The organism is Polynucleobacter wuianus, assembly GCF_001659725.1.
In the GTDB taxonomy this organism is placed as follows: Bacteria; Pseudomonadota; Gammaproteobacteria; order Burkholderiales; family Burkholderiaceae; genus Polynucleobacter; species Polynucleobacter wuianus.
Map to the genome: position 1 here is coordinate 546,015 of NZ_CP015922.1, position 25,026 is coordinate 571,040.

32 protein-coding genes are annotated in these 25,026 nt (G+C 42.2%); 20 read left to right on the plus strand and 12 right to left on the minus strand.

What is annotated here, in order from left to right:
• Positions 1–25: 25 nt before the first annotated feature.
• Positions 26–1,438, minus strand: coding sequence for a circularly permuted type 2 ATP-grasp protein (locus A8O14_RS02910; RefSeq protein ID WP_068948140.1), 1,413 nt, complete (start codon positions 1,436–1,438; stop codon positions 26–28).
• A gap of 122 nt (positions 1,439–1,560) precedes the next feature.
• Positions 1,561–2,013, minus strand: a complete 453-nt coding sequence (gene smpB / locus A8O14_RS02915; protein WP_068948141.1) for an SsrA-binding protein SmpB — start codon at positions 2,011–2,013, stop codon at positions 1,561–1,563.
• Between the two features lie 25 nt (positions 2,014–2,038).
• Between smpB and A8O14_RS02920 the strand changes: the two genes are divergently transcribed.
• The 5 genes from A8O14_RS02920 (at position 2,039) to A8O14_RS02940 (ending at position 7,387) form a co-directional block, all read left to right on the plus strand.
• A complete protein-coding gene (locus tag A8O14_RS02920) occupies positions 2,039–2,470 on the plus strand; it encodes a type II toxin-antitoxin system RatA family toxin (protein ID WP_068948142.1) in 432 nt (143 codons plus the stop codon).
• A complete protein-coding gene (locus tag A8O14_RS02925; RefSeq protein ID WP_068948143.1) occupies positions 2,463–2,813 on the plus strand; it encodes an RnfH family protein in 351 nt (116 codons plus the stop codon). The genes A8O14_RS02920 and A8O14_RS02925 overlap by 8 nt, the downstream gene beginning before the upstream one ends.
• Positions 2,814–2,839: 26 nt before the next feature.
• Positions 2,840–4,303: an IMP dehydrogenase gene (guaB, locus tag A8O14_RS02930; protein WP_068948144.1), complete on the plus strand. Its 1,464-nt coding sequence runs from the start codon at positions 2,840–2,842 to the stop codon at positions 4,301–4,303.
• Between the two features lie 34 nt (positions 4,304–4,337).
• Positions 4,338–5,945, plus strand: a complete 1,608-nt coding sequence (gene guaA / locus A8O14_RS02935) for a glutamine-hydrolyzing GMP synthase (RefSeq protein WP_068948145.1) — start codon at positions 4,338–4,340, stop codon at positions 5,943–5,945.
• 161 nt (positions 5,946–6,106) lie between these two features.
• Positions 6,107–7,387, plus strand: a complete 1,281-nt coding sequence (locus A8O14_RS02940) for a tyrosine-type recombinase/integrase (protein ID WP_068948146.1) — start codon at positions 6,107–6,109, stop codon at positions 7,385–7,387.
• Here the strand turns inward: A8O14_RS02940 and A8O14_RS11840 are convergent, their stop codons facing one another.
• The 3 genes from A8O14_RS11840 to A8O14_RS02950 form a co-directional block, all read right to left on the minus strand.
• Positions 7,388–7,558, minus strand: coding sequence for a hypothetical protein (locus A8O14_RS11840; protein WP_191904667.1), 171 nt, complete (start codon positions 7,556–7,558; stop codon positions 7,388–7,390). It lies immediately after the preceding gene.
• Between the two features lie 4 nt (positions 7,559–7,562).
• Positions 7,563–7,706 carry a hypothetical protein gene (locus A8O14_RS11845; protein WP_015421393.1) on the minus strand — a complete coding sequence of 48 codons (144 nt, stop codon included), beginning with the start codon at positions 7,704–7,706 and terminating at the stop codon, positions 7,563–7,565.
• Between the two features lie 69 nt (positions 7,707–7,775).
• Complete coding sequence (locus tag A8O14_RS02950) at positions 7,776–8,222, minus strand: DUF6641 family protein (RefSeq protein ID WP_068948148.1); 447 nt, start codon at positions 8,220–8,222, stop codon at positions 7,776–7,778.
• Between the two features lie 147 nt (positions 8,223–8,369).
• Here A8O14_RS02950 and A8O14_RS02955 point away from each other — a divergent pair, with 147 nt between their 5' ends.
• Both A8O14_RS02955 and A8O14_RS02960 read left to right on the plus strand, forming a co-directional pair.
• A complete protein-coding gene (locus A8O14_RS02955) occupies positions 8,370–8,999 on the plus strand; it encodes a hypothetical protein (protein WP_068948149.1) in 630 nt (209 codons plus the stop codon).
• Between the two features lie 316 nt (positions 9,000–9,315).
• A complete protein-coding gene (locus tag A8O14_RS02960; protein WP_228385102.1) occupies positions 9,316–9,978 on the plus strand; it encodes a tyrosine-type recombinase/integrase in 663 nt (220 codons plus the stop codon).
• Between the two features lies 1 nt (position 9,979).
• Here the strand turns inward: A8O14_RS02960 and A8O14_RS02965 are convergent, their stop codons facing one another.
• The 3 genes from A8O14_RS02965 to A8O14_RS02975 are packed head-to-tail and all read right to left on the minus strand — an operon-like array spanning position 9,980 to position 11,091.
• Complete coding sequence (locus tag A8O14_RS02965; RefSeq protein WP_068948150.1) at positions 9,980–10,429, minus strand: hypothetical protein; 450 nt, start codon at positions 10,427–10,429, stop codon at positions 9,980–9,982.
• Positions 10,429–10,800 (minus strand): hypothetical protein, encoded by a 372-nt coding sequence (locus A8O14_RS02970; protein ID WP_068948151.1) that lies wholly within the window; start codon positions 10,798–10,800, stop codon positions 10,429–10,431. The genes A8O14_RS02965 and A8O14_RS02970 overlap by 1 nt, the downstream gene beginning before the upstream one ends.
• 3 nt (positions 10,801–10,803) lie before the next feature.
• Positions 10,804–11,091 carry a hypothetical protein gene (locus tag A8O14_RS02975; RefSeq protein WP_068948152.1) on the minus strand — a complete coding sequence of 96 codons (288 nt, stop codon included), beginning with the start codon at positions 11,089–11,091 and terminating at the stop codon, positions 10,804–10,806.
• A gap of 129 nt (positions 11,092–11,220) precedes the next feature.
• Here A8O14_RS02975 and A8O14_RS02980 point away from each other — a divergent pair, with 129 nt between their 5' ends.
• The 13 genes from A8O14_RS02980 to A8O14_RS03040 all read left to right on the plus strand — a co-directional run bounded on the left by A8O14_RS02980 (position 11,221) and on the right by A8O14_RS03040 (position 20,974).
• Positions 11,221–14,034: a class I SAM-dependent DNA methyltransferase gene (locus tag A8O14_RS02980; RefSeq protein WP_068948153.1), complete on the plus strand. Its 2,814-nt coding sequence runs from the start codon at positions 11,221–11,223 to the stop codon at positions 14,032–14,034.
• An 8-nt stretch (positions 14,035–14,042) separates the two neighbouring features.
• Positions 14,043–14,360: a hypothetical protein gene (locus A8O14_RS02985; RefSeq protein ID WP_068948154.1), complete on the plus strand. Its 318-nt coding sequence runs from the start codon at positions 14,043–14,045 to the stop codon at positions 14,358–14,360.
• An 8-nt stretch (positions 14,361–14,368) separates the two neighbouring features.
• On the plus strand, positions 14,369–14,731 hold the full coding sequence (locus tag A8O14_RS02990) for a hypothetical protein (RefSeq protein WP_068948155.1): 363 nt from the start codon (positions 14,369–14,371) through the stop codon (positions 14,729–14,731).
• A gap of 4 nt (positions 14,732–14,735) precedes the next feature.
• The gene (locus tag A8O14_RS02995; RefSeq protein ID WP_068948156.1) at positions 14,736–15,083 is read left to right on the plus strand and encodes a DUF4236 domain-containing protein; all 348 of its coding nucleotides are present in this window, start codon (positions 14,736–14,738) and stop codon (positions 15,081–15,083) included.
• A gap of 39 nt (positions 15,084–15,122) precedes the next feature.
• A complete protein-coding gene (locus tag A8O14_RS03000; protein WP_068948157.1) occupies positions 15,123–15,302 on the plus strand; it encodes a hypothetical protein in 180 nt (59 codons plus the stop codon).
• 231 nt (positions 15,303–15,533) lie between these two features.
• A complete protein-coding gene (locus A8O14_RS03005; protein WP_068948158.1) occupies positions 15,534–16,331 on the plus strand; it encodes a ferritin-like domain-containing protein in 798 nt (265 codons plus the stop codon).
• 27 nt (positions 16,332–16,358) lie between these two features.
• Entirely contained in the window at positions 16,359–17,057 is a 699-nt protein-coding gene (locus A8O14_RS03010; RefSeq protein WP_068948159.1) for a hypothetical protein, read from the plus strand.
• The gene (locus A8O14_RS03015; RefSeq protein WP_068948160.1) at positions 17,033–17,761 is read left to right on the plus strand and encodes a hypothetical protein; all 729 of its coding nucleotides are present in this window, start codon (positions 17,033–17,035) and stop codon (positions 17,759–17,761) included. The genes A8O14_RS03010 and A8O14_RS03015 overlap by 25 nt, the downstream gene beginning before the upstream one ends.
• 28 nt (positions 17,762–17,789) lie before the next feature.
• On the plus strand, positions 17,790–18,443 hold the full coding sequence (gene queE / locus A8O14_RS03020; protein WP_068948161.1) for a 7-carboxy-7-deazaguanine synthase: 654 nt from the start codon (positions 17,790–17,792) through the stop codon (positions 18,441–18,443).
• 31 nt (positions 18,444–18,474) lie between these two features.
• On the plus strand, positions 18,475–18,939 hold the full coding sequence (queD, locus tag A8O14_RS03025; protein WP_068948162.1) for a 6-carboxytetrahydropterin synthase QueD: 465 nt from the start codon (positions 18,475–18,477) through the stop codon (positions 18,937–18,939).
• Entirely contained in the window at positions 18,940–19,398 is a 459-nt protein-coding gene (tadA, locus tag A8O14_RS03030) for a tRNA adenosine(34) deaminase TadA (RefSeq protein ID WP_068948163.1), read from the plus strand. It abuts the gene before it with no gap.
• Positions 19,395–20,339: an LD-carboxypeptidase gene (locus A8O14_RS03035; RefSeq protein ID WP_068948164.1), complete on the plus strand. Its 945-nt coding sequence runs from the start codon at positions 19,395–19,397 to the stop codon at positions 20,337–20,339. Before tadA ends, A8O14_RS03035 begins: the two co-directional genes overlap by 4 nt.
• Before the next feature lie 68 nt (positions 20,340–20,407).
• On the plus strand, positions 20,408–20,974 hold the full coding sequence (locus A8O14_RS03040) for an SOUL family heme-binding protein (protein WP_068948165.1): 567 nt from the start codon (positions 20,408–20,410) through the stop codon (positions 20,972–20,974).
• 18 nt (positions 20,975–20,992) lie between these two features.
• Here the strand turns inward: A8O14_RS03040 and A8O14_RS03045 are convergent, their stop codons facing one another.
• The 4 genes from A8O14_RS03045 to A8O14_RS03060 are packed head-to-tail and all read right to left on the minus strand — an operon-like array spanning position 20,993 to position 24,987.
• Entirely contained in the window at positions 20,993–21,862 is an 870-nt protein-coding gene (locus tag A8O14_RS03045; protein WP_068948166.1) for a 23S rRNA (adenine(2030)-N(6))-methyltransferase RlmJ, read from the minus strand.
• A 6-nt stretch (positions 21,863–21,868) separates the two neighbouring features.
• Complete coding sequence (locus A8O14_RS03050) at positions 21,869–22,660, minus strand: phosphatase PAP2 family protein (protein WP_068948167.1); 792 nt, start codon at positions 22,658–22,660, stop codon at positions 21,869–21,871.
• Complete coding sequence (locus A8O14_RS03055; RefSeq protein ID WP_082913082.1) at positions 22,657–23,925, minus strand: glycosyltransferase family 9 protein; 1,269 nt, start codon at positions 23,923–23,925, stop codon at positions 22,657–22,659. Before A8O14_RS03055 ends, A8O14_RS03050 begins: the two co-directional genes overlap by 4 nt.
• 18 nt (positions 23,926–23,943) lie before the next feature.
• Entirely contained in the window at positions 23,944–24,987 is a 1,044-nt protein-coding gene (locus A8O14_RS03060; protein WP_068948168.1) for a lysylphosphatidylglycerol synthase transmembrane domain-containing protein, read from the minus strand.
• Positions 24,988–25,026 lie beyond the last annotated feature (39 nt).

Here is a 25,026-nt window from a genome sequence, read left to right on the forward strand (position 1 = left end):
TTCTCTAGTTTCCCTTACTCTTCTCTCACTCTTCCAATACCCAGGTATCTTTAGTGCCGCCACCTTGGGAGGAGTTCACTACTAAAGAGCCTTCCTTGAGGGCAACCCTGGTTAAACCGCCTGGAACCATCTTGATGGTTTTTCCAGAGAGAACAAATGGACGCAAATCAATATGTCTTGGAGCCACGCCTGACTCAACAAAGGTTGGGCATGTCGAGAGCGCCAAAGTGGGCTGAGCGATGTATTTATCAGGATTGGCAATTAAATGCGTTCTAAATTCTTCAATCTCTGCTTTGGTTGATGCTGGACCAACTAACATGCCGTAACCACCAGCACCATGGGTCAACTTCACCACTAACTTTTCTAAGTTGGCCAAGGTGTATGCCAAATCATCTGGCTTGCGGCATTGAAATGTGGGTACGTTATTCAGAATCGGTTTCTCACCGAGATAGAACTCAATCATCTCTGGCACGTAAGGGTAGATAGATTTGTCATCGGCAATACCCGTACCAATAGCGTTTGCCAAAGTCACATTACCGGCGCGATGTGCTGATAACAATCCTGCAACTCCTAATGTAGAGTCAGAGCGAAATGCCAATGGATCCAAGAAGTCATCATCAACGCGGCGATAGATCACATCAACTCGCTCAGGACCTTGCGTGGTACGCATAAAGACTTGCTCATTCTTCACAAATAAGTCTTTGCCTTCCACCAATTCAACACCCATTTGTTGGGCAAGGTAGCTATGCTCAAAATAAGCAGAGTTATACATGCCTGGTGTCAGCACAACCACATTTGGTTTCTTAACATCATCTGGTTTAACTGACTTCAAACACTCCAGCAAAAGATCTGGATAGTGTTCAACGGGAGCGATACGATATTTTTGAAAGAGATCGGGGAAGAGGCGCATCATCATCTTGCGGTCTTCAACCATGTAAGACACACCAGAAGGTACGCGTAAATTGTCCTCTAGAACGTAGAACTCACCTTCACCTGCGCGCACAATATCAATACCAGCAATCTGCGCATAGATGTCGCGCGGCACACTAACGTTACGCATCTCTGGACGATATTGCGCATTGTTATAAATTTGTTCGGCAGGAACAATACCCGCCTTGATAATTTCTTCATCGTGATAAACATCATAGATAAATCGATTCAGGGCCTTAACGCGTTGACGCAAACCTGCTTCAAGTTGTTCCCATTCCTTAGCGGTAAAAATGCGTGGCACTTGATCGAAAGGAATGGTCCTCTCTGAGCCTAAATCATCGCCATAGACGGCGAAGGTAATGCCTACTCGTCTAAAGATAAGGTCGGCTTCAGCGCGTTTCAGGCCCATGAGGGTATCGCTCTGTTGCTTTAACCAGTTGTGAAAAATTTGGTAGTGGGGACGCGCTTTGCCTGCGGCGTCGAGCATTTCGTCAAAAGGCAATTTCATAGTTAGAAACTAATGCCTTTAAGAAAACTCGTTATAGCAATTTGAAGCAGCTTGGTGCTATATTGCACTATATAAGTGCATAAATGCTCAGATACTAGCTCTGAGGCCAGTCTAAGCCAGTTTTAAGCGTTTAAATCGCCTCTAGCGATACGTCCTTTTTGAACTTCCCACTCGCGCTCTTTAGTTGCAGCACGCTTGTCATGCTGTTTTTTCCCTCTGGCTAGGCCGATTTCGCACTTGACGTTACCTTTTGAGAAATGCAGGTTAAGCGGTACTAGGGTATAGCCCTTTTGCTCAACCTTGCCAATCAGTTTACGAATCTCAATGGCATTAAGAAGTAGTTTTCTGGTTCGGGTGCTATCTGGGACGATATGAGTGGAGGCTGATAGCAGGGGGGTGATGTGACAGCCAATGAGGAAAAGCTCCGCCTTGCGAATAACGACATACGCCTCCTTGATGTGCACGCGACCAGCGCGGATGGCCTTAACTTCCCAGCCCTCCAGCACTAGCCCTGCCTCAAGGCGCTCCTCGATAAAATAATCGAAGAAGGCTTTTTTGTTATCGACGATACTCATATTTATTTAGCTTCCAAGATCGATTATGGCAGACGTCTACAAGACCGTTTTAATTGGCCAATCAGCCGACCGAATGTATGGCCTGGTGACCGATGTAGCGCGTTATCCTGAGTTTTTGCCTTGGTGTGGCGGGGTGGAAATTTTTGAGCAGACTGAGACTGTATTGGATGCCAAAATAACTATCAGCTTTAAGGGTATCAATCAGTTCTTTCATACTCGTAATGTGAACCATCGCCCGGAGACTATTGACATGGTTTTTGTCGACGGCCCATTTAAGCACTTCTCAGGCCAGTGGAATTTCATACCTCTGCGTGAAGATGCATGCAAGGTTGAGTTCAAGCTACATTGGGAATTTAAGAGTGTGATTCTTGACAAGATCATTGGTCCCGTCTTTGGGCACATTGCCGGAACATTTGTTGACTGTTTTGTAAAGCGCGCAGAAGAGCTCTATGGCTAGTCGCACTATTAATATCTGGATTTGTGATGCGAGGCAGGGCAGTCCGACTTTGAGCCCTTTTGAACTCACTATCGGACCTGATGAGTTGCCTACCGTTGGTTTGGCTCTTCTTCGGGCGGGCTTGGCAACAAGCAAGGATGATCCTGCTTTGACCAGGAAAGGCTGTTTTGGAGTGTTTGGCAAGCGTAAGGAGTGGAATAGCCCAATCTACGCCGGAGATCGCTTAGAGCTTTACTCCCCACTATTAATCGACCCCAAAGCAGTACGGCGTAAGAAAGCCAACCAGAACCAGGACGCCAAATTCCAGGCTGCCGCAGCCAAAAAGAAGGCTAGGAGGCTATAATCTGTTTTTGCGACTAGGGGTTTTGCATGCGACTCATTCAAAAAGCACTCACTTTTGACGATGTGCTCCTCGTACCGGCCTATTCTTCGGTGCTCCCTCGAGATGCCAACTTGGCAAGTAAATTAACTCGAGATATTTCACTTAATACACCGTTGGTATCTGCAGCGATGGATACCGTAACTGAAGGTCGTTTGGCAATTGCCATGGCTAGTGAAGGTGGTATCGGCATTGTTCATAAAAACTTAAAGCCTGCAGAACAAGCTCGGGAGGTGGCTAAAGTCAAGCGTTATGAATCTGGTGTTTTGCGCGATCCAATCACAATCGGTCCAGATGTCACCTTGCGTCAAGTCATTCAACTTTCTCGAGAGCATGGCTTCTCAGGATTTCCAGTTCTGACGGGCAAAGAAGTTGTCGGCATTATCACGAACCGCGATTTACGTTTTGAAGAAGACTTGGATGCACCCGTTAAAACCAAAATGACTCCACGTGAGCGTTTAGTAACAGTAAAAGAAGGTTGCTCATTAGATGAGGCGAAACGCTTGATGAGTCAGCATCGTCTTGAACGCGTTCTAGTTGTCAATGATAAATTTGAATTGCGTGGTCTCATTACTGTTAAAGATATTTTGAAAGCCACTGAGCATCCAAATGCTTGTAAAGATGGCGAAGGTAAGCTACGCGTTGGTGCGGCGGTCGGCGTAGGCCCTGATAACGATGAGCGTATTGAGTTGTTGGTGCGTGCTGGTGTTGATGTGATTGTGGTCGATACCGCTCACGGACACAGCCAAGGTGTATTAGATCGCGTCAAATGGGTTAAGAAAAACTATCCACAGGTACAAGTAATTGGTGGCAATATCGCTACCGGTGATGCTGCCAAAGCATTGGCTGATCATGGTGCTGATGGTGTGAAGGTTGGTATTGGCCCAGGTTCCATTTGTACTACTCGTATTGTTGCCGGTGTGGGTGTTCCACAAATTACTGCGATTGTGAATGTTGCCACTGCCTTAAAAGGTACAGGCATTCCATTGATAGCTGACGGCGGTGTACGTTATTCCGGTGACGTTGCTAAAGCATTAGCTGCTGGCGCAAGTTCTGTGATGATGGGTGGTATGTTCGCTGGTACAGAAGAGGCTCCAGGCGAAGTCTTCTTATATCAAGGACGCTCATATAAGAGTTATCGCGGTATGGGTTCTTTGGGCGCGATGGCTGATGGTTCTGCCGATCGTTATTTCCAGAGCGACATCGTTGCGAATGCTGAGAAGCTCGTGCCAGAAGGTATTGAAGGACAAGTTCCTTACAAAGGCAGTGTATTAGCAATCTTGCATCAACTCACTGGTGGCATTCGCTCCTCTATGGGTTATCTCGGTTGCAAGACCATTGCCGAACTTCATGAAAAAGCCAATTTTGTGGAAATTACATCAGCAGGCGTGCGCGAGTCACACGTTCATGATGTGAAGATCACTAAGGAAGCACCGAATTACCACATTGATTAACAACTAAAAAGCTGAAATTAAGGCTTACCTTTTCGTGCACGACAAAATACTGATTCTCGACTTTGGTTCGCAAGTAACTCAATTAATTGCCCGTCGTGTACGTGATGCACGAGTATATTCAGAGATTCACCCTTACGATTGCGATCCAGAATTCATTCGCAAATTTATTCAAGAGCAGGGTGGCAAGGGAATCATTCTTTCTGGTGGTCCTAGTTCAGTAACAGAAGATGGTAGCCCTCGCGCTCCACAAATCGTTTTTGAGTTAGGCGTGCCTGTACTGGGTATTTGCTACGGCATGCAAACTATGGCAAATCAACTGGGTGGCGCAGTAGCATCTGCCGAGTCATTAGGTAAGGCACGTGAGTTTGGTTACTCTGAAGTACGTGCCCATGGTCACACTCATTTACTTAAAGGTATTCAAGACTTCTCTACTAGTGAAGGCCACGGAATCCTGAAGGTCTGGATGAGTCATGGCGATTCAGTAACTAGCATGCCGCCATCATTTAAGCTGATGGCTTCTACGGAGTCTTGCCCAATAGCAGGTATGGCAGATGAAGAGCGTCGCTTTTATGCATTCCAATTTCATCCAGAAGTAACCCACACCATTCAGGGCGAAGCAATTCTTGAGCGTTTCGTACATGAGATTTGCAAATGCAAGCCAGATTGGGTGATGGGCGATTACATTGCTGAAGCAGTTGAAAATATACGTAAGCAAGTTGGTAATGAAGAGGTCATTTTGGGTTTGTCCGGTGGTGTTGACTCTAGCGTAGCTGCTGCATTGATTCATCGCGCGATCGGCGATCAATTGACTTGCGTGTTCGTAGATCATGGCTTGCTTCGTTTAAATGAAGGCGACATGGTGATGGAAATGTTCGCACGCAATTTAGGTGTGAAGGTTATCCGTATTGATGCTAAAGAAAAATTCATGGGTGAGTTAGCTGGTGTCCCTGATCCTGAGGCAAAGCGCAAGATCATCGGTAAAGAATTTGTAGAAATCTTCCAGACTGAATCTGGCAAGATCAAGAACGCCAAGTGGTTGGCGCAGGGAACGATTTATCCAGACGTGATTGAATCCGCCGGTAAAGGCAAGAAGGGTGCCCACACCATTAAGAGTCATCATAATGTTGGCGGCCTTCCTGAAGATATGCACCTCAAGTTGCTTGAGCCCTTGCGTGAATTATTCAAAGATGAAGTGCGCGAGCTCGGCGTTGCATTAGGCTTGCCACGTGAGATGGTTTATCGCCACCCATTCCCAGGGCCAGGCTTAGGTGTTCGTATCTTGGGTGAGGTTAAAGCTGAATTTGCTAGCCTCTTACAACGTGCTGACGCGATCTTTATTGAAGAGCTTCGCAATACGATAGATCAGGCTAGTCAAAAATCTTGGTATGACCTGACTAGCCAAGCATTCGCCGTGTTTTTGCCAGTCAAATCCGTTGGTGTCATGGGTGATGGTAGAACATATGAGTATGTCGTGGCGCTCAGAGCAGTACAGACACAGGATTTCATGACGGCTCATTGGGCACATTTACCGCATGAGTTACTTGGTAAAGTTTCTAATCGCATCATCAATGAAGTGCGCGGTATTAATCGTGTTGTATACGATATCAGTGGAAAACCTCCGGCAACGATCGAGTGGGAGTGAGAATTTTAACGTAAGTAATTGATTTATATAGTTATTTTACTTACACAAAAGTTTCACAAAAACAATTAAGTCATTGTTTTTCTTAGCTTATTAATTTACAGTTACACGTAAAGCTACACAACACCGTAGCTATTCATAACCGTAGTTACTCTAAGCAAGTAATGCCAAGTAAAAAAATAAAATTTAACGAAAATGAAATAGCAATATTTGATGATGCTGTAATTTATAAGCGTGGAGATTATTGGCAGTTTCGAATTTGGCTTACTAAAGAGCGTAAATACGCACGATTTAGCTTAAAGACAAGAAATAGAAGCACAGCAGAAGATAAAGCCAAGTTGCACTATCACGAACTTATGGCTTTGCAGATGCAAGGTAAGTCTTATTTCTCAATTACTACTAAAGATGGTGTTGCTATGTATTTAGAGCAACGACAAAAGGACGTGGAAGCAGGATTAATTGTTAAAGGTAGATATTCAACAATTAACACGCACTTAGAGCACTGGCTTGAATTTATTGGGCGTGATACAAAACTTAAGGAATTAGAGCGTACAGATTGCGAGAATTACTATGCAGAACGCACTAAGACTAAGAAAGGCTTAAAGATAAGTCAAACTACAGTTTTGAATGAGCAAAGCACAATTAATGCAATGCTGTCTTGGCTGTATAAGAGGAAAGAAACTTATATCGAAGCTTTTGACTTTAAGCCATTGCCTAAGCTAGATAGAGGAAAAGAAGAGAATAGAAGAGCGTTATTTACAGATAACGAATTTAAGGCTATTAGTTTGACTTTGGATGCTTATATTAAGGAAGCAGAAAAAGACTTAACGAATAGCACTAACTTAATACAAGCAATAACTGGTTATTACTTGGGTTTTTCGTCAATTACAGGATTACGGCGTGGAGAGCAATTGCAACTACGCTGGGCTGATGTTGTAGATATGGAGCATAAAGAAGCTCGAATAAAGAGATTTGACTTGCTTAAGATAACAGTACGAGGTGAAACAAGCAAGGTTGGGAAAACAAGAAAGTTTGTTATTAAAGATTTTGGTTACTTGGAAGGAATTTTTAGAATTAGAAAAGCTAAGCTAACGCAAAAAATGACTGAGCAACAAGCCAAACAACATATTGCAACTGAGCTAATTTTTAGTACAAACGGTACTACAGCAATAACACCGCGTGCTATCGGATATCACTTTAATAAAATACTTGAGTTGGCAGAAATTAAGAATATTGAAACACGTGACTTAGTGCCATACAGCTTTAGACATTACTTTATTACGCAACGTGTTAATAGCAACTTGCCGCCAGCCGCAGTTGCAGAGATTTGTGGAACCAGTATTACGCAAATTGAAAAAACTTACTACCACACGACAGAAGACAAGATGGTTAGTAATGCATTGGCAGATTACGAATACATTAATGGAATGCTTGTGCCTAAATAGTTAATTGCCAAGCTGTACATCCTTAATCTTTTGCTGTGCCTTAGCAATCTTCTGCCTATCACGTTCAGCTTGTAGTGCTTTCGTACTAGCATCTTTTTGTCTCTTAAGTCCATCAATCCGTGCTTGCTGTGGAGTAGGTGGCTTAATTGCTGTAATTTCAAGTATCTTCATAGTACTAAAGTTGTGTAGGTTGATGTGGCACATTACTACTTCCGAATATTGCTTGAAATAACTTATATGCTTGTGCTTGATTTTGTGCATACAAGATAGTTTCAACCCACATACCACTTGCATTCACAATTGCTTTATATCGTCTCATAACAGTATTTATTGTTTTCTTACATTACGTGCCCCAAACACATATCAGCGATGGGGCACGTAACTAACACTATTTCTTAAATGCTTTACGTGTTGCATCACTAGCTTCACTAATAGCATCATCAAATTCACCAGCAATCACAGCTTCCTTAAGTTTGTGCAAAGTGCCAATTAACTCAGTTCCATTAGTAATTTCAATAGCATTAGCACCTTTCTTATTAAGTTTTAATGTCTTAGCACCATATTTAATTGCCAAGTTAATCTTGCCAGTTTCAGTACTCAACCAAAACCATTCCTTAACTCGCTTAATAGTCTCAACAGTTGTACGTTCGCCAGTTGCCTTGTTAACAACGGTTTTAAGACGTTTTGGTGTGAATGGAACTTGATTACGTTTAGCTTCACACATATCTAACTGCTCTTGTACCTTAGCAAGCATCTTTGTTCTGCGTTGCAATACTGGTGAAATTGCACTTGGTTTAGCTGTAGTGATTAGGTTTAAGTTTGTAACTATGCTCATTTGTAAGTTCTCCGATAAGTTAATGGGCAAAGCTAATATATGGCTGATTTTTAGCAATTCCTACCGAAATCTGCCAGCATTTCTCACCTTAAATGTTGTGATTTATGGTTTTTAAATAGGTTGATACGCATATAGATAAATAACTATATGTCTAATCACCAAGCTCTAAAGCAAGCTTACGTAGCAACAATTAACCAATTAAGCCCACGCTTTACACACGCTGTAACGGTGACGTTTAAAACACGTGCTTACGTGCTACCAAAAAGCTATGCCAAATGCACCCAAAACCCCAATAACGTATTCGTCACTGCCCAAAAGTACCAACCAGAAAGCTATAAATGGACGGATAAGAAGGTTTTGGGTGATTGGAAATGGTTAAACGAAGAAGTGGCAGAAAGCACTTTAGATTATTTTTACGCTAAGTTGGCATTTATGGCTTACGGAAAGGATACAAAACGCACATCAACAAAGGCATATTCACAGCCCACAATGCTTACAAGCATAGAAGGCTTAATTAGCGACAAACGCATACACGCACACTTAGCAATCGGTAACTTACCCGAAAACATTGATATTCGAAACACAATAGAACGAGCTTGGTGGGCTTGTGACTTTGCACATCACAGCATTGTCATCAAACCACTAAGCAACACTTATGGCTGGCTTGACTACATTACAAAAGAAGCAAACGTTGGCAACGTAGAGGCTTTGCGAATACAAAGCATTAAACAACCCCAAATCTACTTAAGCGACATTGGCGTAGAAAACAGCTTGTAATTAAGCAGGTTTGGACAATTTGGTAACGAGCAAGCATTACTGTTATTTAATGCTTAATGCGAAGCTTTACCTAAAATTTACTAACAACAAAACATAACAGCTCAAATCAACGATGTAAGCACTTAAAACAAGAAGCTGAATGCAAGCGTAGCTGAGAACTTTACAAACGCTACTGTGACGCTTTAAACAAGTCTGTTAATAAATGTGGGAATTAGACAACACGACCACTAAATACAACAATGTTTAGTTTTATACAAAAATAAGGATTATTTTTGAAAATGGCGTAACCACTTGATTATTGGAAAGAAAATACTTAATGCAAAGAAATCAAAAAGAGGTAGGAAAAAATAACAAAAGAAAACAATATATAGCTATTGCAAAATTATATTTAGGTGTGAAAACAATGGCTAAGCAAGCAAAAACATTAAATCAACAAGAGTTGCGTAGAGTTTTAGATTACGTTGCAACAAGAAAGCACGCATTACGAAATAGGGCGCTTATAACCATCAGTATGTATTCAGGTATGCGTTGCGGAGAAATTAGTAATTTGCTGTATTCGGACGTAATTGATGCAGAAGGTAAGGTGCGTAACGAAATTAGATTGCGTGCAGAAGATACTAAGACTAAAGAAGCACGTACAGTATTTGTTAGTGAGAAATTGCAGAAGGAATTACAGCAATACGCTAAAGTCTACAAACCTAAAGACGTTAATGTTAAGTTCATCTATTCACAAAAAGAAGATAGTGATGGTTTCACGCCAAATACTCTCTGCCAGTTGTATTTCAATATTTACAAAGGTGCTGGATTACAAAATTGCTCAAGTCACTCAGGCAGACGTACATTTGCTACAGAGATTGCTAACAAAGGCGTAAGCATACGTGTATTGCAGAAGTTATTGGGGCATAAGAACATACAAACTACTTCAATTTACGTGGATGCTAATGACGATATGTTACGCAAGGCAGTTAATTTAGCGTAAGTTAGCTCTTTAGTCGAAGCGTTAAGTGTGTATTTTTCATATCACTTAATACTTTAACTAAATCGTTCTCTTTCATTGTGTAATAACGCTTCCAATCATCTGCTAAGTATGTTGTCCAATCATCATCAAAACTATTTTCATCTAAATATACGGAATAATTACCGTCATTGCTAAAGTCAACTAATAAGCGTGTAAATGGGAAATTTTCAATCATTAAATAATCGTGCCTAAAGTCAAGTAACAACTGAAAGCCATCCATATTGATATTCATACCAAATACATCAAAACCTTCATTACGTAATAAGTCACTAATTAAGTTATGCGATTGAGCATCAGGTGAAAAATGTAACGAGGTATTTTCATCAACATATTCACAAAAACGTTGCTTAATAATTTCTGCAAAATAAACTTCTACATCCCTCTTAAGTTCAGCATACTTTTCATATTCCATTATTTTACTTTCTTAACTCTGCTTCTTGAGCGTTTACGTAACTTACGTGATACGTATTCAATCCACATATCTTCGCTTGTTTGTCTTAAATCCTTAAACATAGAAACTACTAGAGCATTTGTCTTTTGTCCGCCGTGTCCTGGCAATCTTAAGCCCATATGCTTAATTACAGCACGTAGCCAAGCGTCAACATTCTGATGCTCACCTGCAATTGACATATTTGAGTGCTGATAACTGTAGCTGTACATTGGATCAACTTTAGGCATTGTTTCAAAGTAAAGTTGCGTTTCATATTGCTCTTTAAGTTCAGCAATTTTCATCTGTAATTCATACTTTTGCTCTTCAATTGTCTTGCTTGGCTTACGTGGCATAGGTTACTTTACTTTTGGTTTGCGTTTTTTAACCTCAGTCTGTGTAATTGCAAAATTCTTAATCCCTGCCGCTTTACCAATAGCCGTCAATATTGCAATATCGCTAATATCTTTAGTCCCTGCTTTAATCGCATTAATAGCAGAAACAATATTCTGTCCTTTAATAAGTGCCTCTAACTCTGTTGCATAAGCCTTTTGCTCTAATGCCTTGTATGCCTCTTTTGCCTTTTCTAACTTCGCCTTATAGTCATCTGCCGTCATTACCTTGCGTGTACGTGTCCCTGTAGCCATATTCAATTCTCCAAGTGGTTATGTTTAACAGAATAGTAATAAAACCTATTGTCATTAGCTTTATATCCCTATATTCTGCATAAAGTCATTAGTGTTTATCCTTAGTCCAATACGGTTAATATGTAATTTATGGCAGATATAACAATTAATGAAGTACGCAGACGCTTACAGCTATTTGCGAAAGAACACGAGAACGACAGGGAAGAGAAACAATACGCACAGCAATTTATGCGTGATTTCTACGCTTGCTTTGGATTAAGCAAGAGTTCTGCGTCAATGTTCGAAAAGAAGGTTATTAAGTTTGGCAATGCACGGGGTTATATAGATAGCTTTATACCTGGCGTGTTATTGGTTGAGCAAAAGACAACTGGCGAGGATTTGTATAAAGCATATGAGCAGGCAACTGACTATGCAATGGCAATTACTAATGAGTTTGAAAAGCCGCAGTACATATTAATTAGCGATTTTCAAACATTTCACCTATATAACCTACACAGCTTAGATAAAGAGCCACTTATATGTAGCTTAAGTGAGATTAGCAAACGAGCTGATTGGTTTATGTTTTTGGTTGATAAGCGAGTTATTGCTTACAGCGAGGAATTACCAATTAACCGTAAAGCTGTAGAGCAGATTGCCAAGTTACACGATGCTTTACTTAAAGCTAACTACACAGGTAGGGATTTAGAGAGCTTCTTAACTAGATTGCTATTTTGCTTGTTTGCAGACGATACAGGGATATTTGGTGAGGATGGACAGTTTAAGAAGCTGGTAGCTAAGACTAAGGAAGATGGTAGCGACTTAGGAATGGCTATTGCTATGCTGTTTCAAGTGCTTAATACAGCACACGACAAACGGCAAACAAACTTAGATGAAGCACTTAAGGCTTTTGAGTACGTTAATGGTGGACTGTTTGCAGAGCAAATATCTATCCCTAGCTTTGACTTTGACTTAAGAACAATATTAGTTAAGTGTTCAGAATTAGATTGGAGTGGAATTTCGCCAGCTATTTTTGGAGCAATGTTTCAAAGTGTATTAGAGGCTGGTGCTACTGACACAGCACATCGCAAAGAGAGTAGACGAGAGTTAGGCGCACACTATACAAGCGAACGCAACATACTTAAAGTAATACAGCCATTATTTTTAGATGAGTTGCATAAGGAATTCGAGCAAGCAATTACTAAGCCTAAATTACAGGCACTTTACGATAAGTTGCATACACTTAAGTTCTTTGATCCAGCTTGTGGTTGTGGCAACTTCTTAGTTATTGCATACAGAGAATTAAGACGTATTGAGAATGACGTTATTGCTAAGCTGTACTTTAAAGGTGAACAAGGTGGCTTATTAGACGTTAAAGAGTATTGCAAAGTAAGCATTGAACAGTTTTATGGAATTGAGATTGATGAAGCGGCTGTACATATTGCACGTGTAGCAATGTACATAACAGATCATCAACTTAACTTAGAAAGCGGTAATAGGTTTGGTGAAACTCGTGCAACTGTTCCTTTAGTTGCTACGCCGCATATACATTGCGGTAATGCATTACGCACGGATTGGAACAGCATAGTTAAAGCAGAAGATTGCAATTACGTGTTTGGCAATCCCCCGTTTATCGGTGCAGCATTAAAAAATACAGAACAACAAAGTGAGATGGATAGTGTTTTTTATAATATTGATGGTGCTGGTAAATTAGATTATGTTTGTGCTTGGTATGTTAAGGCTACTTATTACACTGATATAAACAGTGATATTAAGTGTGCATTTGTATCTACAAATAGCATTGCACAAGGCGAGCAACCTGCTATTTTGTGGAAAGTATTATTTAAACACGGCATTTCAATTAATTTTGCACATAGAACATTTAGGTGGAGTAACGAAGGTAGAGGAGTTGCAGCTGTTCATTGCGTAATTATCGGCTTTAGTAAACATAGTGGTGGAGCTAAGAAATTATTTACATATGAAAATTTAAAGGCAGATCCTGTTCTTGTAATAGCAAATCAAATTAACCCATATCTTGTTGATGCCGCTAATGTATTGATTGAAAATAGATCTAATGTCCTTTGTCCAAACCTGCCGGACTTAATTAGAGGTAGCATCCCTTACGATGATGGGAACTTATTGTTATCTGAAGATGAAAAGAACGCAATATTAAGTGCTGATAGTAGCTTAGAAAAATACATTAAGAAATATGGTGGAGCTAAGGAAATGTTAAGCAATGAATGGCGATATTGCTTTTGGCTTAAGGATGCAACACCAACAGAAATTGTTAGCAATAAAGTAATAAAAAATAGAGTTGAAGCTGTAAGGGATTTTCGTGAAAAGAGTAAGACAAGTTCTGTGCATTCTAAAAAGGACATTCCTGCTTTATTTGGCGATATTCGGCAACCTAGTGCGGATTATTTGCTTATTCCGCGGCATTCATCCGAAAACAGAAAATTTATTCCAATTGCTTACGTTAGTAAGGAAGTAATTTGTGCTGATAGTGCATATGCTTTACCGAATGCTTCTCTCTATCATTTCGGTATATTAAGTAGTTCCTTGCACAATGCTTGGATGAGGACTGTTTGCGGTAGATTGAAGAGTGACTATAGATATTCTGGTGGTATTGTTTATAACAATTTCGTTTGGGTTAGTAATTTAGATGAGGTATTACGAGCAAATATAGAGAAATGTTCACAGCAAGTGTTGGACATTAGGGCTAATTTAAAGGACACAACTGTAGGTGATGCTTACAAGGTGATAGCAATGCCTACTGAGCTTGTTAAGGCACACAAAGACTTAGATAAAGCTGTTGATGAAGCATATGGCTACAAAGGTGGCGATGATGATGCAAGTAGAGTTGCATTCTTGTTTAAGCGTTACGAAGAGTTAACCAGCTTGTTACCAGCTACTGTAGTTAAGAAGAAGCGTGCTAAGAAGCAAGATGATGGTGGTTTACTAATTTAAGGATTGCTATGCTTGGCTGGGAAATACACATAATTAACAACAATACTAAAGTTGAGTATGGCGACTGGTTAGGCAGACTTGGTGCAACTAAGTGGATTGATAGATTGGTTGATGCTGGCAAGGCTGAGAAAATCTATCAAGTTGCTTCTTCCTATTACTTAATTAAAGCAAAAGATTTAATACCCGAAATTGCTTTAATTGAAGCTAATGCTAAGAATGGCGTAATAAAGGACGGCTGGATTAGTGACTTTGTTATGGATAGCAACGCTTTAAATGAATGTGCTTTAGATGATGTAATCGTAGTGCAAACATATGACGCAAGTTGAGGTTAACTATGGAATTGCAAGAACACCTAAATACGTTGTCTACGTTAGAGCTACAGGATGCTATTAAATACAGCAAACTTAATGATGAAGCTGTAGTAATTGCAAAAAGTATATTGTTAAGCCGTAATGCCACTATTCCCGATGTAATACCTGCTGAAGTGCTTGAGGAAAATGCAAATCAAGTCATAAAGCAATCCAATAAGCTGTTCTTGTCTATTGCAATCACAGTTGTTATTTGGTTGGCATATGAATACGCTACTGGACTATTTGATGGAAATGATACAAAGCGTATTACTGATAGCATACGTAATTTAGGCTTATTTGTTATGGCTGAAGCAGGGTTATTTACATTAGCTAAGAAGAAGAAATAGGTATATGGGCTTACGCTTACAAAAACGCATTACATTATTTAAAGGCTTAACGCTTAACTTAAGCAAGACTGGTGCAAGCGTAAGCATTGGTACACGTGGAGCAAGACTTAATATACGTGGCGATAAAGTTACTGGTAGCGTAGGTTTGCCAGGCACAGGCTTAAGTTATAGGCAACGCTTAGATAACTTAATCAATACAGAACAAGCACAACAAATAGAGCAAATACAGGATTTACACACCCCAAGCGATAGCGTTAGCGAGCAACAAGATAAAGAATTAACTTGGAAGCTACTTGCATTGCTGTTTTTTATTGGTTTTGCTGTTGTAACGGCACTTTACATAAGCAAGTAAGCGATCGTATTTGGTGCATAAAGACTTTAAAATACAGTTATGACACAAGAAATGCTAACTGTAGGCTTTGACGATAGCGAAGATAAGCTGGTGTTTAAGCTTGATATGAACTACATAAACACGGATGACGCTGTTAGGTTGAAGGTAATGACTAGACTTAAAGCAATGATTGACGCTGAGTTGGATTACTTAACAAGCGAGAGAGTCATACTTAAGTAATACCTGTTAATGAGACTATTAACCCTCTTTTTTTGTCGCAAGTCGTGTAACCGCAATTTGCTTAAGTTGTTGTTATCATTGTGTTTTACGACAGTTGCGTAAGATACGTTTACATAAATGCTCTTACACAAAAGTTACACACTGGGATATTGGAGAACGTAAGTGCTTGATTATAAACATAAAAATACTTACGTTGTTATTGAGTGGGAATAAATCTTACTCCACTTGTAAATGATTGAGTTACGCCAAGCCGCCCTTGAAATTCTGGCGATTACAGATGCGCAAATCAAGGTAGGTCGAGTCTCTCAATTATTCGACGAGTATCAAGCGCAGCGGATCACCCTTAATTCCCTTGAAGTATTGAGTGAGCGAAATCTCGATCTGCCTGGCCGACCAATTAAACCAGAGTTAATTCCTCCCTTGCAGGTCCCCAAAAGAAGAATGGATACGGTAGAGGGTAGAGTTTCTTTATTACATTCACTAGTACATATTGAATTTAATGCGATCAATCTAGCTTTGGATGCAATTTGGCGTTTTTCGGACATGCCTCAGCAGTACTACGAAGATTGGCTCAAGGTGGCCAAAGAGGAGTCATATCACTTCACCATAATGAATGAATACATCCAGTTGTTTGGTTTTACCTACGGCGATTTTCCTGCGCACAATAGTTTGTGGGAGATGGTCGAGAGAACTAAAGATGCAGTCATTGCCAGGATGGCCTTGGTTCCCAGAACGATGGAGGCTAGAGGTCTCGATGCGGTGCCAATGATTCGAGATCGCTTTAAACAAATTAAAGAGGCGCGCGCAGTAGAAATTCTGGAAATCATTCTTCGAGACGAAGTGGGGCACGTAGCAATTGGCAATCATTGGTTTAATTTCTTATGTGTAAAAGAGAGTTTGTCGCCTATCTCAGCTTATAGGGATTTAGCAAAGAAATACTGTGCGCCAAAATTAAGAGGCCCCTTCAATATGGAAGCGCGAAGACGGGCTGGGTTTAGTGAAGATGAGCTCAGTCTGCTTGGGGTATAGTTTCTTTAATAATGATTAGGAAGGCACATGAATCTATCTAGACGAACATTCATTGTATCGGCTGCATTGGCACCGGTTGCCTGTGGTGTACCCCTTGGATATGAGCGCGGGACACCAGTTGCTCAGCCAAATCCAATTCCTAAGGTTCGCCCTCCACAAGTGGGTCAGGAATGGACATACGTCAAGCGCAATGTATTTGATGGAAAAACTATAGGACTAGTCACTGAACGTGTGGCAACTGTTGGATCTACCATAGTGATCCAAAGATCGATTGATGGCAATCAACTGCCCAGTGAAATTCAGGGGCCTTGGGGTATGGTGCAGACTGATCCACAATGGCCTAAGCTGGTCAGCTTTAACCCAGCCATTCCTTTATGGCCACAAGAGTTGACCGCTACTTGGAATAAGCAATTCAATACTAAATACAGTATTGGCGGCTATCCAGATGGCAAACTTGGTTGGCAAGAGTACATGGGTGTCTATGGATGGGAGCAGATCTCAGTTCCTGCCGGTACCTTCTTAACCTTGCGCTATCAGAGTTTAATTAACTATGAGAGTGAAGACGACAATAAGGTCAATTGCATTCGCAAAGAAACGGTTTGGTTTGCCCCAAGTATTGGCCGTTGGGTTGCTCGTGAATCTTCCGGCTCATACATGATCCAAGGTCAATTAGGTGCGCCTAACTTAGAAGACAGCCTGCAATGGCAACTGACTTCATACAAGTAAGACACTTGCTAAGATTATTTTTATTAACCTTGCCAGTTTTTTTGGTGGGGTGTATTTCTTCGCAGCCGTTTCCTCAGGGAATCAATGTTGGTCAGCCCATACCTCAGCCGGTAGTCCGCGCACCCAAGGCAGGACAAGAATGGGTCTATCAAGTTCGCAATGTATTTAATCAAGAAGTTGTAGACACGGTAACCGAGAGAGTGGTCTCGGTAGGCGCTGAGATTCGGATTTCAAGGTCAGGAGTTAAGGCTGGCCCATTGCCAGATGAAATTCAATCACCTTGGGGTTATCTAGTGCAAGACCCGCACTGGAGTACTCCGCAAAAATTTCAGCCAGCCATTCCGGCTTGGCCAGTAACACTGCAGCTTGGCTTTGACAAGTTTTACAAAACAAGTTATCAGGTGCCGGGATATCCAGATAAAAACTACTACTGGGGCCTAGATATGACTGCAATCGCTTGGGAGCAAATTCAAGTTCCAGCGGGTAAATTTCTAGCCCTGCGTTATCACAATGAAGCCCCTTATTTCCAAAGTGATGACCTCTTCAGGGTGCAAAATATCCGCGATGAAGATGTTTGGTTTTCTCCAGAAATAGGCCGCTGGGTAATTCGTAGAAGCAGTGGCCAGTACATAACGCTTGGAGTTTCTTGGTTTAACCCCTACTGGGAAGATTTTTACCAATGGGAGTTAGTCTCCTGGAAGTAAGCAAAGCGCTTAAAATAGGCGAATTGCTATGTATACCGTTAAAGAACTTTTCCCAACCCTGCAAGGTGAAGGCGCTCATGCTGGACGCGCCGCTGTATTTTGTCGCTTTGCGGGCTGCAATCTCTGGAGTGGTCGCGAAGAAGACCGAGCTTCAGCAGTGTGCCAATTTTGCGACACAGACTTTGTAGGTAGCGATGGTCTAGGGGGCGGAAAGTTTGAGACTCCAAAGGATTTAGCGGATGCGATTGAGGCTGCATGGAAAAGTACTTCTGCAGGACCACAGCAACGTTATGTCGTGTTCACTGGCGGTGAGCCTCTCTTGCAACTAGACGAAGAGCTAATTTCTGCGCTCCACCAAAAAGGCTTTGAGGTTGCGATTGAAACCAATGGCACCATCAAAGTTCCTAAAGGAGTGGACTGGGTTTGTGTAAGCCCAAAGGCTGGTTCAGATTTGATCGTACTACAAGCGAATGAATTGAAATTAGTTGTGCCGCAAGCTGGACATGATTCGTTAGAAAAATTAATGGCTCGTTTCGAGAAGATGGACTATCGCAATCGCTTCTTGCAACCAATGGATGGGCCTATGCTCAAAAACAATACAGAGCTAGCAGTAGGCTTATGCCAAAAACGCCCTTTATGGAGATTGAGTGTTCAATCGCATAAACTGATCGGAATTCGATAAAAGGGCACAGCCCAATTCTATTAAGCACCAAATGACTAGTACACAACCCACCATCTCCATTACCCGCCGCCTAGAGTTCGACTCAGGCCATCGCATTCCAAATCATGACGGTCAATGCAAGCACTTGCATGGCCATCGCTATGCTATTGAAGTGACCTTGACTGGTGAAGTGGCTGACCATCCTGGTAAAGCTGATGATGGAATGGTCTTAGATTTTGGTGATATCAAAAAATTGACTAACCAATACATAGTCGAGCAATGGGATCACGCATTTTTAGTGGCTAAAGAGGATAAGGGTCTTGTAAATTTCTTAGCTACTTTGCCAAATCACAAAACAGTCATCATGGAGCATGTTCCTACTGTGGAGAATTTGGCTAACGTTGCCTTTGCAATCATGCAGCCAGTATTTGCTAAAGCGTTTGGTGGTCGCCTTCAACTCTCAGCGATCCGTCTTTATGAAACTCCAAATTGCTGGGCTGACGTACATCCTGCCTAAATGAATCAAGCTGAACTTGATCATCAATTTATGCAGCAAGCGATTGAGCAAGCTCAATTAGCAGCTATTGCAGGTGAGGTTCCTGTTGGAGCAGTTTTAGTGCGCGATGGTCAGGTGATTGCAAAAGCATTTAATAAACCCATTGGTAATCACGATCCCAGCGCTCATGCGGAGATGCTGGCTCTCAGAGAGGCAGCCAATACAGAAGAAAATTATCGCCTTCCAGGTAGCACTCTTTATGTAACCCTAGAGCCATGTGCCATGTGCTCGGGTGCAATTCTCCACGCCAGGGTAGACCGAGTTGTATTTGGTGCCCCTGATCCTAAAACAGGTGCCGCTGGAAGTGTTTTGGATGTATTCTCTTCAAAACAAATTAATCATCAAACCAGTGTTGAGGGTGGCGTTATGAGTGAAGAGTGCGGTCAGTTGCTTCGTAGCTTCTTTAAGGAGCGCCGTTGAAATCTATCCATCTCATTGCACCGTCTGGTGCTTGCTTAGACGAGAAAAGTCCCTTGGCTGGTATTGCTTGGCTTAAAGATCAGGGGATTGCGATTCATAATCCTGATTGCGTGCATCGTGTTCACGAGCGTTTTGCAGGAAGTGATGTCCAGCGATTAAATGAGCTGAATCAATTAGCTACATTAGATCCGCAGCAAACTGCTATGGCAATGCGTGGAGGCTATGGCATTCATCGCCTACTACCTAATATTGAATGGAACGCGATTGCTCAGGCAATAAAGAATGGTCTACAGATTTGTGGACATAGCGATTTCACAACTTTTGAGCTTGGTCTCTTGGCTAAAACTGGTGCCATCACTTTATCTGGCCCTATGCTCAATTACGATTTTGGAAAAATTGATGAGGCTGGCAAAGCGATTGCCCCGGACGAGTTTATGTGGAAGCATTTCTTGTCCGCAGTGCAGGATCGAAAATTAGATTGCGTTATTCATTCAAAGCAAGTCTTCTTAGGTCAAGCAAGCTCAGGTGTTAAGGCTGGAATGCTTTGGGGCGGTAATCTGACGGTGCTTGCGAGTCTCATCGGCACCCCATATTTGCCCTCATTAAGCCAAACAAAAGGCGGTATTTTGTTCTTGGAGGATGTAAATGAGCATCCCTATCGCCTTGAGAGAACTCTGATGCAATTATTGGATGCCGGAGTACTTGGCAATCAATCGGCAATATTGTTAGGCGGCTTCTCGGCATATCGTTTGTATGAGAACGATAAGGGTTATACGCTTGAACGTGCAATTGAGATGATTCGAGAGCGCTTGCCAAAAGACATTCCAGTATTGACTGACTTACCGTTTGGTCATCAGGCTAATAAGTTGACCTTGCCTGTTGGCGCAAACGCAAGCCTCGATTACAGCGCTACAGGATTTACTCTTAAAGCAAGTTGGTAAACATGTTTCTGAGAAGATTTATCTCTCACAGCATTCTTTTTATAGGATTGATTTTTACTGGGACTGCAATGGCGATCGAAGAACCAAAATACACCGTTCTCGAAAAGACGCCCCCATTTGAGCTTCGCTCTTATGCGCCTATGATTTTGGCTGAGGTTCAGCTTGAAGGCGATCTAGATGAGGCCTCAAGCCAGGGCTTTAGACTAATTGCTGCTTATATCTTTGGGCAGAATCAGGTAAGTGAAAAAATTGCCATGACTGCGCCAGTTGCGGTAGAAGAGCAAGCCGTAAAAAGCGCCAAGATAGCCATGACTGCGCCAGTCAACATTGAGAGCAATGCTGGTCAATGGACAGTTTCCTTTGTGATGCCCTCTGAATACACCATGGAAACTTTACCCAAGCCATTAAATTCAAAAGTACAGCTCAGGCAAATTCCTGCAGTAAAGAGGGCTGTTATTACCTTCTCTGGTTTTTATAACAGCCAAAAGGTGGCTGAGAAGACGCTTGAGCTAGAGGAGTGGATGAAGACCAAAAATCTGCAAGCTACTGGGGCACCTAAATTTGCTCGCTATAACCCGCCTTGGACCTTGCCATTCATGCGGCGTAATGAGGTCATGATTGATGTGCGTGACTAGTGAGCGTCACAGTTCATTTTAGGCTTCAAAACTCTTCAGTAGGAACTGCGCTCCACCATCAATACCCAAGGCTTTAGTAATTACTGGAAGTGCTTCAGCCAGATGCTTTTCAAGAGTCCATGGTGGATTAAGGATGAACATGCCACTAGCTTGTAGACGTCGCTCTCTAGGCGCATTCTCAACTCGAAGTTCGGCGTGAAGCCAGGAACGTATATGCAGAGCACAAATCTTTTTCATGCGATCGGGCAGAGCGGCTGATTCTCTTCTAGAAAGAATCGGATACCAGATTGCATAACAGCCAGTAGCGAAGCGCTGTAATGCTTCTTCAATAGCCTCTTCAAGATAACGATAGTCTTGTTTGTCTTCATATGAAGGGTCAATCAGCACAAGACCGCGCCTACTTGGTGGCGGTAGTAAACCTTTAAGTCTGCTAAAGCTATCTACTGCGTAAACATCGATTTGCTTTGCGCATTCTAATTCGTCAATATTGTGGCGAAGAATATCAATCTCTTTAGGGTGTAGCTCAAATAACTTTAGGCGATCTTGTGGTCTCAGAAGTCGAGCCAAGATGAATGGGGATCCAGGGTAGGTATTGAGCTCTTCAGCAGTATTTTCCGCTTCAATATAGTCCAAATATTTTTGAATACTCTCTGGAATGGGGTTGCCCGCTTCTTTGAACTTCATCAAGCGAAATATTCCGCCTTCAGCTTCTTTGCTCACGGTTGCAAAACCATCTTGAAGGCTATAAATGCCAGCGCCAGCATGAGTATCAACTATTGTTAACGCAACGGGTTTCTCCTGCAAATACTCTACTAGATGAACTAGGGTGAGATGCTTCAGAATGTCAGCATGACTGCCGGCATGAAACGCATGTCGATAGCTAAACATAAGGAGTTATTTGTTAGTACCAGGCAAATGGTTGAATTGTGCTTTTACATAAAATACCAATGTGATTGCCACGATAGCAATAGATGCATACTGCAACGGTAGATTCAACTCTAGATCCATGATCTGCGTATAGTGTGCATAGATTGCTGCAACCCCACCTAGCGCAATCAAGTGAGACCAAATACTTTTAGGCTTAAGTTGGAATTCTGAAACATGTCCAGCCAGAAGTGCACCAATCATGCCGCACCAAATGCCAAAGCCGGCTCCACCAAGTACATCTGTCAGCCAGTGTGCACCAACAGCATTACGAGATAAACCCACTAATGCAGCTACAAAAAAGACAATGCTTAGATGGCTACGCTTACCTTGGGCAGAAACGAAATAAAAAGCGCTTGCAATGGAAAATGCAGTCAAAGTATGACCGGATGGAAATGCGTTATGAAGCAATGGATCGCCAATGCGATAGAAGCTCCCATCCTCTAGTAGGCCTGCTGGTCTTGGTAGATCAAATAGATTCTTGAGCATAATACTGACAATTGCAGAAATTGCTCCCCCAAATATTCCAGCGGTTAACAGTCGTGGTGCTAAAAGTATTAATGGAAAGGCGAGAGCAAAAGCACCCCAGCCATTACCCAAGAAAGTTAGCCATGCCCAAATGATGTCTGGCAGTGATCTAGTAAAGCGATTGATGAATAAAAAACTACCGCTCTGTAATTCGCCAAAGTAAATTGCTGCTGCTAGAGCTAAAGGAATAAGCGGTACAAACCAAGCTAGCTTGGGGATTGCTCTATTACTCATCCGGCTTGGCGACCTTTTGCCTTATCAACTTCTTCTAACTGGAATGTGACTTTATCTAATACTTGTGCAACAGTAATAGCCTGCATACAAATATTTTCTTGACAGGGTGTCTTGCGGTGGTTTGCAGCACTTACACAGGGAGAGCAAGCAAGATTGGCAGTAATGGCAATGGAGTTGCCTACTGAGCCATACAGGGCCGGAGTTTCTGGGCCAAATAGTACGACCGTTCTCAGTGGCGTCACTGCAGAGAAGTGTCCTGGCCCAGAATCATTGGTTACCATCACATCGGATAATGTGTACAGAGGCGGCAATTCAGAGAAAGTAACTTGACCTGCAAAATTCAAGGCATTTTTCACATTCGCAACAGAGCGTACTTTGTCGACATAAACAAATTCTGCAGGCGACCCAGTAACCAGAATCAAATCATTTGGATAGCGTTGATTTACAGCTTGAATCAATTCAGAAAAACGCTGTTGTGCCCAGCGACGCTGTGGCAAAAGATCACTAGCGTTTGGGTTGATCAGAATCAAGCGATTTTTGCCATGGGAATATGTAATTCCTGCTTCAGAGGCTTTCTGCTCAATTCGTGAGAGTACTTTTTTCATGACATCTGGATTGATGACCGCTTGCTCTAGCTTCACTTCTGAATCTGCAATATGAATTTTGCTAAAAGGCACTTCGATCTCTTTGGCAAAAGCTGCATGAATCAGGGACAGAAAGTTTTTAGTAATATGAATATGTGGGTTGTAATGAACTTTGCGAGTGAGCATGAAGCCACGCCATAAGCCTTCGCCATGGAAGATGTGATAACCAACGCGACGACGTGCACCGCAAAGGCCGGTGAGTAGGGCGGTAAAGCGGGAGAAGAGCTCAAGATCAATCACGGTGTCAATGCGGTGAGCGCGTGCCACAATTAAAAAGCGCAAAGTATCTTTAATTAATCCACCTAGACTTGAAGAGTCAATGGTGAAAATATTTTCTGGTTTAACAGTATTTAAGAGTGTGAGACTGGCGCGATTGCTCTTAAAGATTAAGAAGAACAATTCAGCACCACGAGCCTGGGCATTACGCATTGCTGGGTCAACTAAGATTGCACTTCCCATTTCTGAGAGCTCAATAAAGAGTAATTTTTTAGGTGCCTGAGGTCTACGGCTGAAAATATTTTTGATGCCATCGATCAAAGCTACCAATGGACTGGCAATAGCGCAAAGCGGTACTCCAACCCAATGATCAATGGCACGCATGGTATTGACGCTAATAGTCATAGTTTTTTTCTGAAAGAATTATTTTCGTTTTAGTAAAAAGTACGCACCAGGTAGCACTGAGATAACTGTAATGGCGCCGTAACTCATGGAGGCCAATACTGTTAAGGAGGGATTGACGCCCCATAAAGCTAGCACGGAAGATAAAGTAGCTTCACGCAAGCCCCAGCCGGAAATACTAATTGGTAGCATCAGCAAAAGACTTAATGCAGGCAGGCCAATCATCAGGCTAGAGACAGGCGCTTCAGCACCATATGCGCGAAGACAAAAACCAAAGGCCAAAATAATGAAACCATGTATGCCGATTGCAAACAGCGCTTGGGGAATATTCATCGGCCATGAAAAAGCCAGGTGAATGCCAGGCATTGCATTATTCATGCGCAAGCGATCCAGTAATTTTTGCAAGAGCTGGCGAGTAGGCGTCCATGCTAAAACGAAAGCAATAACAAGGCCCGCTAAAACCATGATAGCTACCACTGCGTAACCTAAGTCTTGCCCCCAAACTGCGAGTGTTGCGCCACCGAGAATCAAGCCTAATCCACCAAGTAAGTTATTGCCAGCCAAACCCAATAGGCGATCCACCAATACCATTGCAAAGCTCAGACGAAGTTTGGGGGTCGCATGCTCTAAATCAACGGAGTGATGAAGTTCTTCATTAAGCTCTTTTGTCTCGCTCAGATTTCCGGCGCTGGTCAGGTGGGTTGCGGTGATGGCGCGGTAGCTATCTCCACCGAGCGTACTTGGTAAACCTTGATTTATTAAGCCACCCGCAAAGTAAAGTGCGACATATGTTTTAAGGCTGCCTTGAAAGCCCACACTGCGCATTAAAAATCCCCAGCGTAAACCACCACAAATAAAGGCACAACAAATTGCTACCGCGGCTGCGATGAGCCACATTGGCTGCATCTTGATTTCGGAATCTAATAGGGTGTGCCAATCAATTCCGCTGGTTGCTTTCCAGAGTAGGGCAATTGACAGCAAAATTCGAATAGTGGGCCATGCCCGCTTGAGAATTGATTTCCACCCGCATGGGGTTTCAGGGGTGGATTCGGGTATTGAACTCATAGGCGTAAGGATAATGCTTTGGGCGCCTAAGGTCTTGAA

What these genes read in the sequence shown, in the direction of transcription:
- A8O14_RS02980 (WP_068948153.1), top strand. Translation starts at nt 11,221, where the DNA reads ATGGCAGATATAACAATTAATGAAGTACGCAGACGCTTACAGCTATTT.
- A8O14_RS03015 (WP_068948160.1), top strand. Translation starts at nt 17,033, where the DNA reads ATGGCAACTGACTTCATACAAGTAAGACACTTGCTAAGATTATTTTTA.
- A8O14_RS03060 (WP_068948168.1), bottom strand. Translation starts at nt 24,987, where the DNA reads ATGAGTTCAATACCCGAATCCACCCCTGAAACCCCATGCGGGTGGAAA.
- A8O14_RS11845 (WP_015421393.1), bottom strand. Translation starts at nt 7,706, where the DNA reads ATGAGACGATATAAAGCAATTGTGAATGCAAGTGGTATGTGGGTTGAA.
- queE (WP_068948161.1), top strand. Translation starts at nt 17,790, where the DNA reads ATGTATACCGTTAAAGAACTTTTCCCAACCCTGCAAGGTGAAGGCGCT.
- A8O14_RS02950 (WP_068948148.1), bottom strand. Translation starts at nt 8,222, where the DNA reads ATGAGCATAGTTACAAACTTAAACCTAATCACTACAGCTAAACCAAGT.
- A8O14_RS02910 (WP_068948140.1), bottom strand. Translation starts at nt 1,438, where the DNA reads ATGAAATTGCCTTTTGACGAAATGCTCGACGCCGCAGGCAAAGCGCGT.
- tadA (WP_068948163.1), top strand. Translation starts at nt 18,940, where the DNA reads ATGAATCAAGCTGAACTTGATCATCAATTTATGCAGCAAGCGATTGAG.
- A8O14_RS02940 (WP_068948146.1), top strand. Translation starts at nt 6,107, where the DNA reads ATGCCAAGTAAAAAAATAAAATTTAACGAAAATGAAATAGCAATATTT.
- A8O14_RS03000 (WP_068948157.1), top strand. Translation starts at nt 15,123, where the DNA reads ATGACACAAGAAATGCTAACTGTAGGCTTTGACGATAGCGAAGATAAG.
- A8O14_RS03045 (WP_068948166.1), bottom strand. Translation starts at nt 21,862, where the DNA reads ATGTTTAGCTATCGACATGCGTTTCATGCCGGCAGTCATGCTGACATT.
- A8O14_RS02955 (WP_068948149.1), top strand. Translation starts at nt 8,370, where the DNA reads ATGTCTAATCACCAAGCTCTAAAGCAAGCTTACGTAGCAACAATTAAC.
- A8O14_RS02920 (WP_068948142.1), top strand. Translation starts at nt 2,039, where the DNA reads ATGGCAGACGTCTACAAGACCGTTTTAATTGGCCAATCAGCCGACCGA.
- A8O14_RS02985 (WP_068948154.1), top strand. Translation starts at nt 14,043, where the DNA reads ATGCTTGGCTGGGAAATACACATAATTAACAACAATACTAAAGTTGAG.
- A8O14_RS11840 (WP_191904667.1), bottom strand. Translation starts at nt 7,558, where the DNA reads ATGAAGATACTTGAAATTACAGCAATTAAGCCACCTACTCCACAGCAA.
- A8O14_RS02960 (WP_228385102.1), top strand. Translation starts at nt 9,316, where the DNA reads ATGCAAAGAAATCAAAAAGAGGTAGGAAAAAATAACAAAAGAAAACAA.
- A8O14_RS03005 (WP_068948158.1), top strand. Translation starts at nt 15,534, where the DNA reads ATGATTGAGTTACGCCAAGCCGCCCTTGAAATTCTGGCGATTACAGAT.
- guaB (WP_068948144.1), top strand. Translation starts at nt 2,840, where the DNA reads ATGCGACTCATTCAAAAAGCACTCACTTTTGACGATGTGCTCCTCGTA.
- A8O14_RS02975 (WP_068948152.1), bottom strand. Translation starts at nt 11,091, where the DNA reads ATGGCTACAGGGACACGTACACGCAAGGTAATGACGGCAGATGACTAT.
- A8O14_RS02995 (WP_068948156.1), top strand. Translation starts at nt 14,736, where the DNA reads ATGGGCTTACGCTTACAAAAACGCATTACATTATTTAAAGGCTTAACG.
- A8O14_RS02925 (WP_068948143.1), top strand. Translation starts at nt 2,463, where the DNA reads ATGGCTAGTCGCACTATTAATATCTGGATTTGTGATGCGAGGCAGGGC.
- A8O14_RS03010 (WP_068948159.1), top strand. Translation starts at nt 16,359, where the DNA reads ATGAATCTATCTAGACGAACATTCATTGTATCGGCTGCATTGGCACCG.
- A8O14_RS03050 (WP_068948167.1), bottom strand. Translation starts at nt 22,660, where the DNA reads ATGAGTAATAGAGCAATCCCCAAGCTAGCTTGGTTTGTACCGCTTATT.
- A8O14_RS02990 (WP_068948155.1), top strand. Translation starts at nt 14,369, where the DNA reads ATGGAATTGCAAGAACACCTAAATACGTTGTCTACGTTAGAGCTACAG.
- A8O14_RS03055 (WP_082913082.1), bottom strand. Translation starts at nt 23,925, where the DNA reads ATGACTATTAGCGTCAATACCATGCGTGCCATTGATCATTGGGTTGGA.
- A8O14_RS03040 (WP_068948165.1), top strand. Translation starts at nt 20,408, where the DNA reads ATGGCGATCGAAGAACCAAAATACACCGTTCTCGAAAAGACGCCCCCA.
- A8O14_RS02970 (WP_068948151.1), bottom strand. Translation starts at nt 10,800, where the DNA reads ATGCCACGTAAGCCAAGCAAGACAATTGAAGAGCAAAAGTATGAATTA.
- smpB (WP_068948141.1), bottom strand. Translation starts at nt 2,013, where the DNA reads ATGAGTATCGTCGATAACAAAAAAGCCTTCTTCGATTATTTTATCGAG.
- queD (WP_068948162.1), top strand. Translation starts at nt 18,475, where the DNA reads ATGACTAGTACACAACCCACCATCTCCATTACCCGCCGCCTAGAGTTC.
- A8O14_RS02965 (WP_068948150.1), bottom strand. Translation starts at nt 10,429, where the DNA reads ATGGAATATGAAAAGTATGCTGAACTTAAGAGGGATGTAGAAGTTTAT.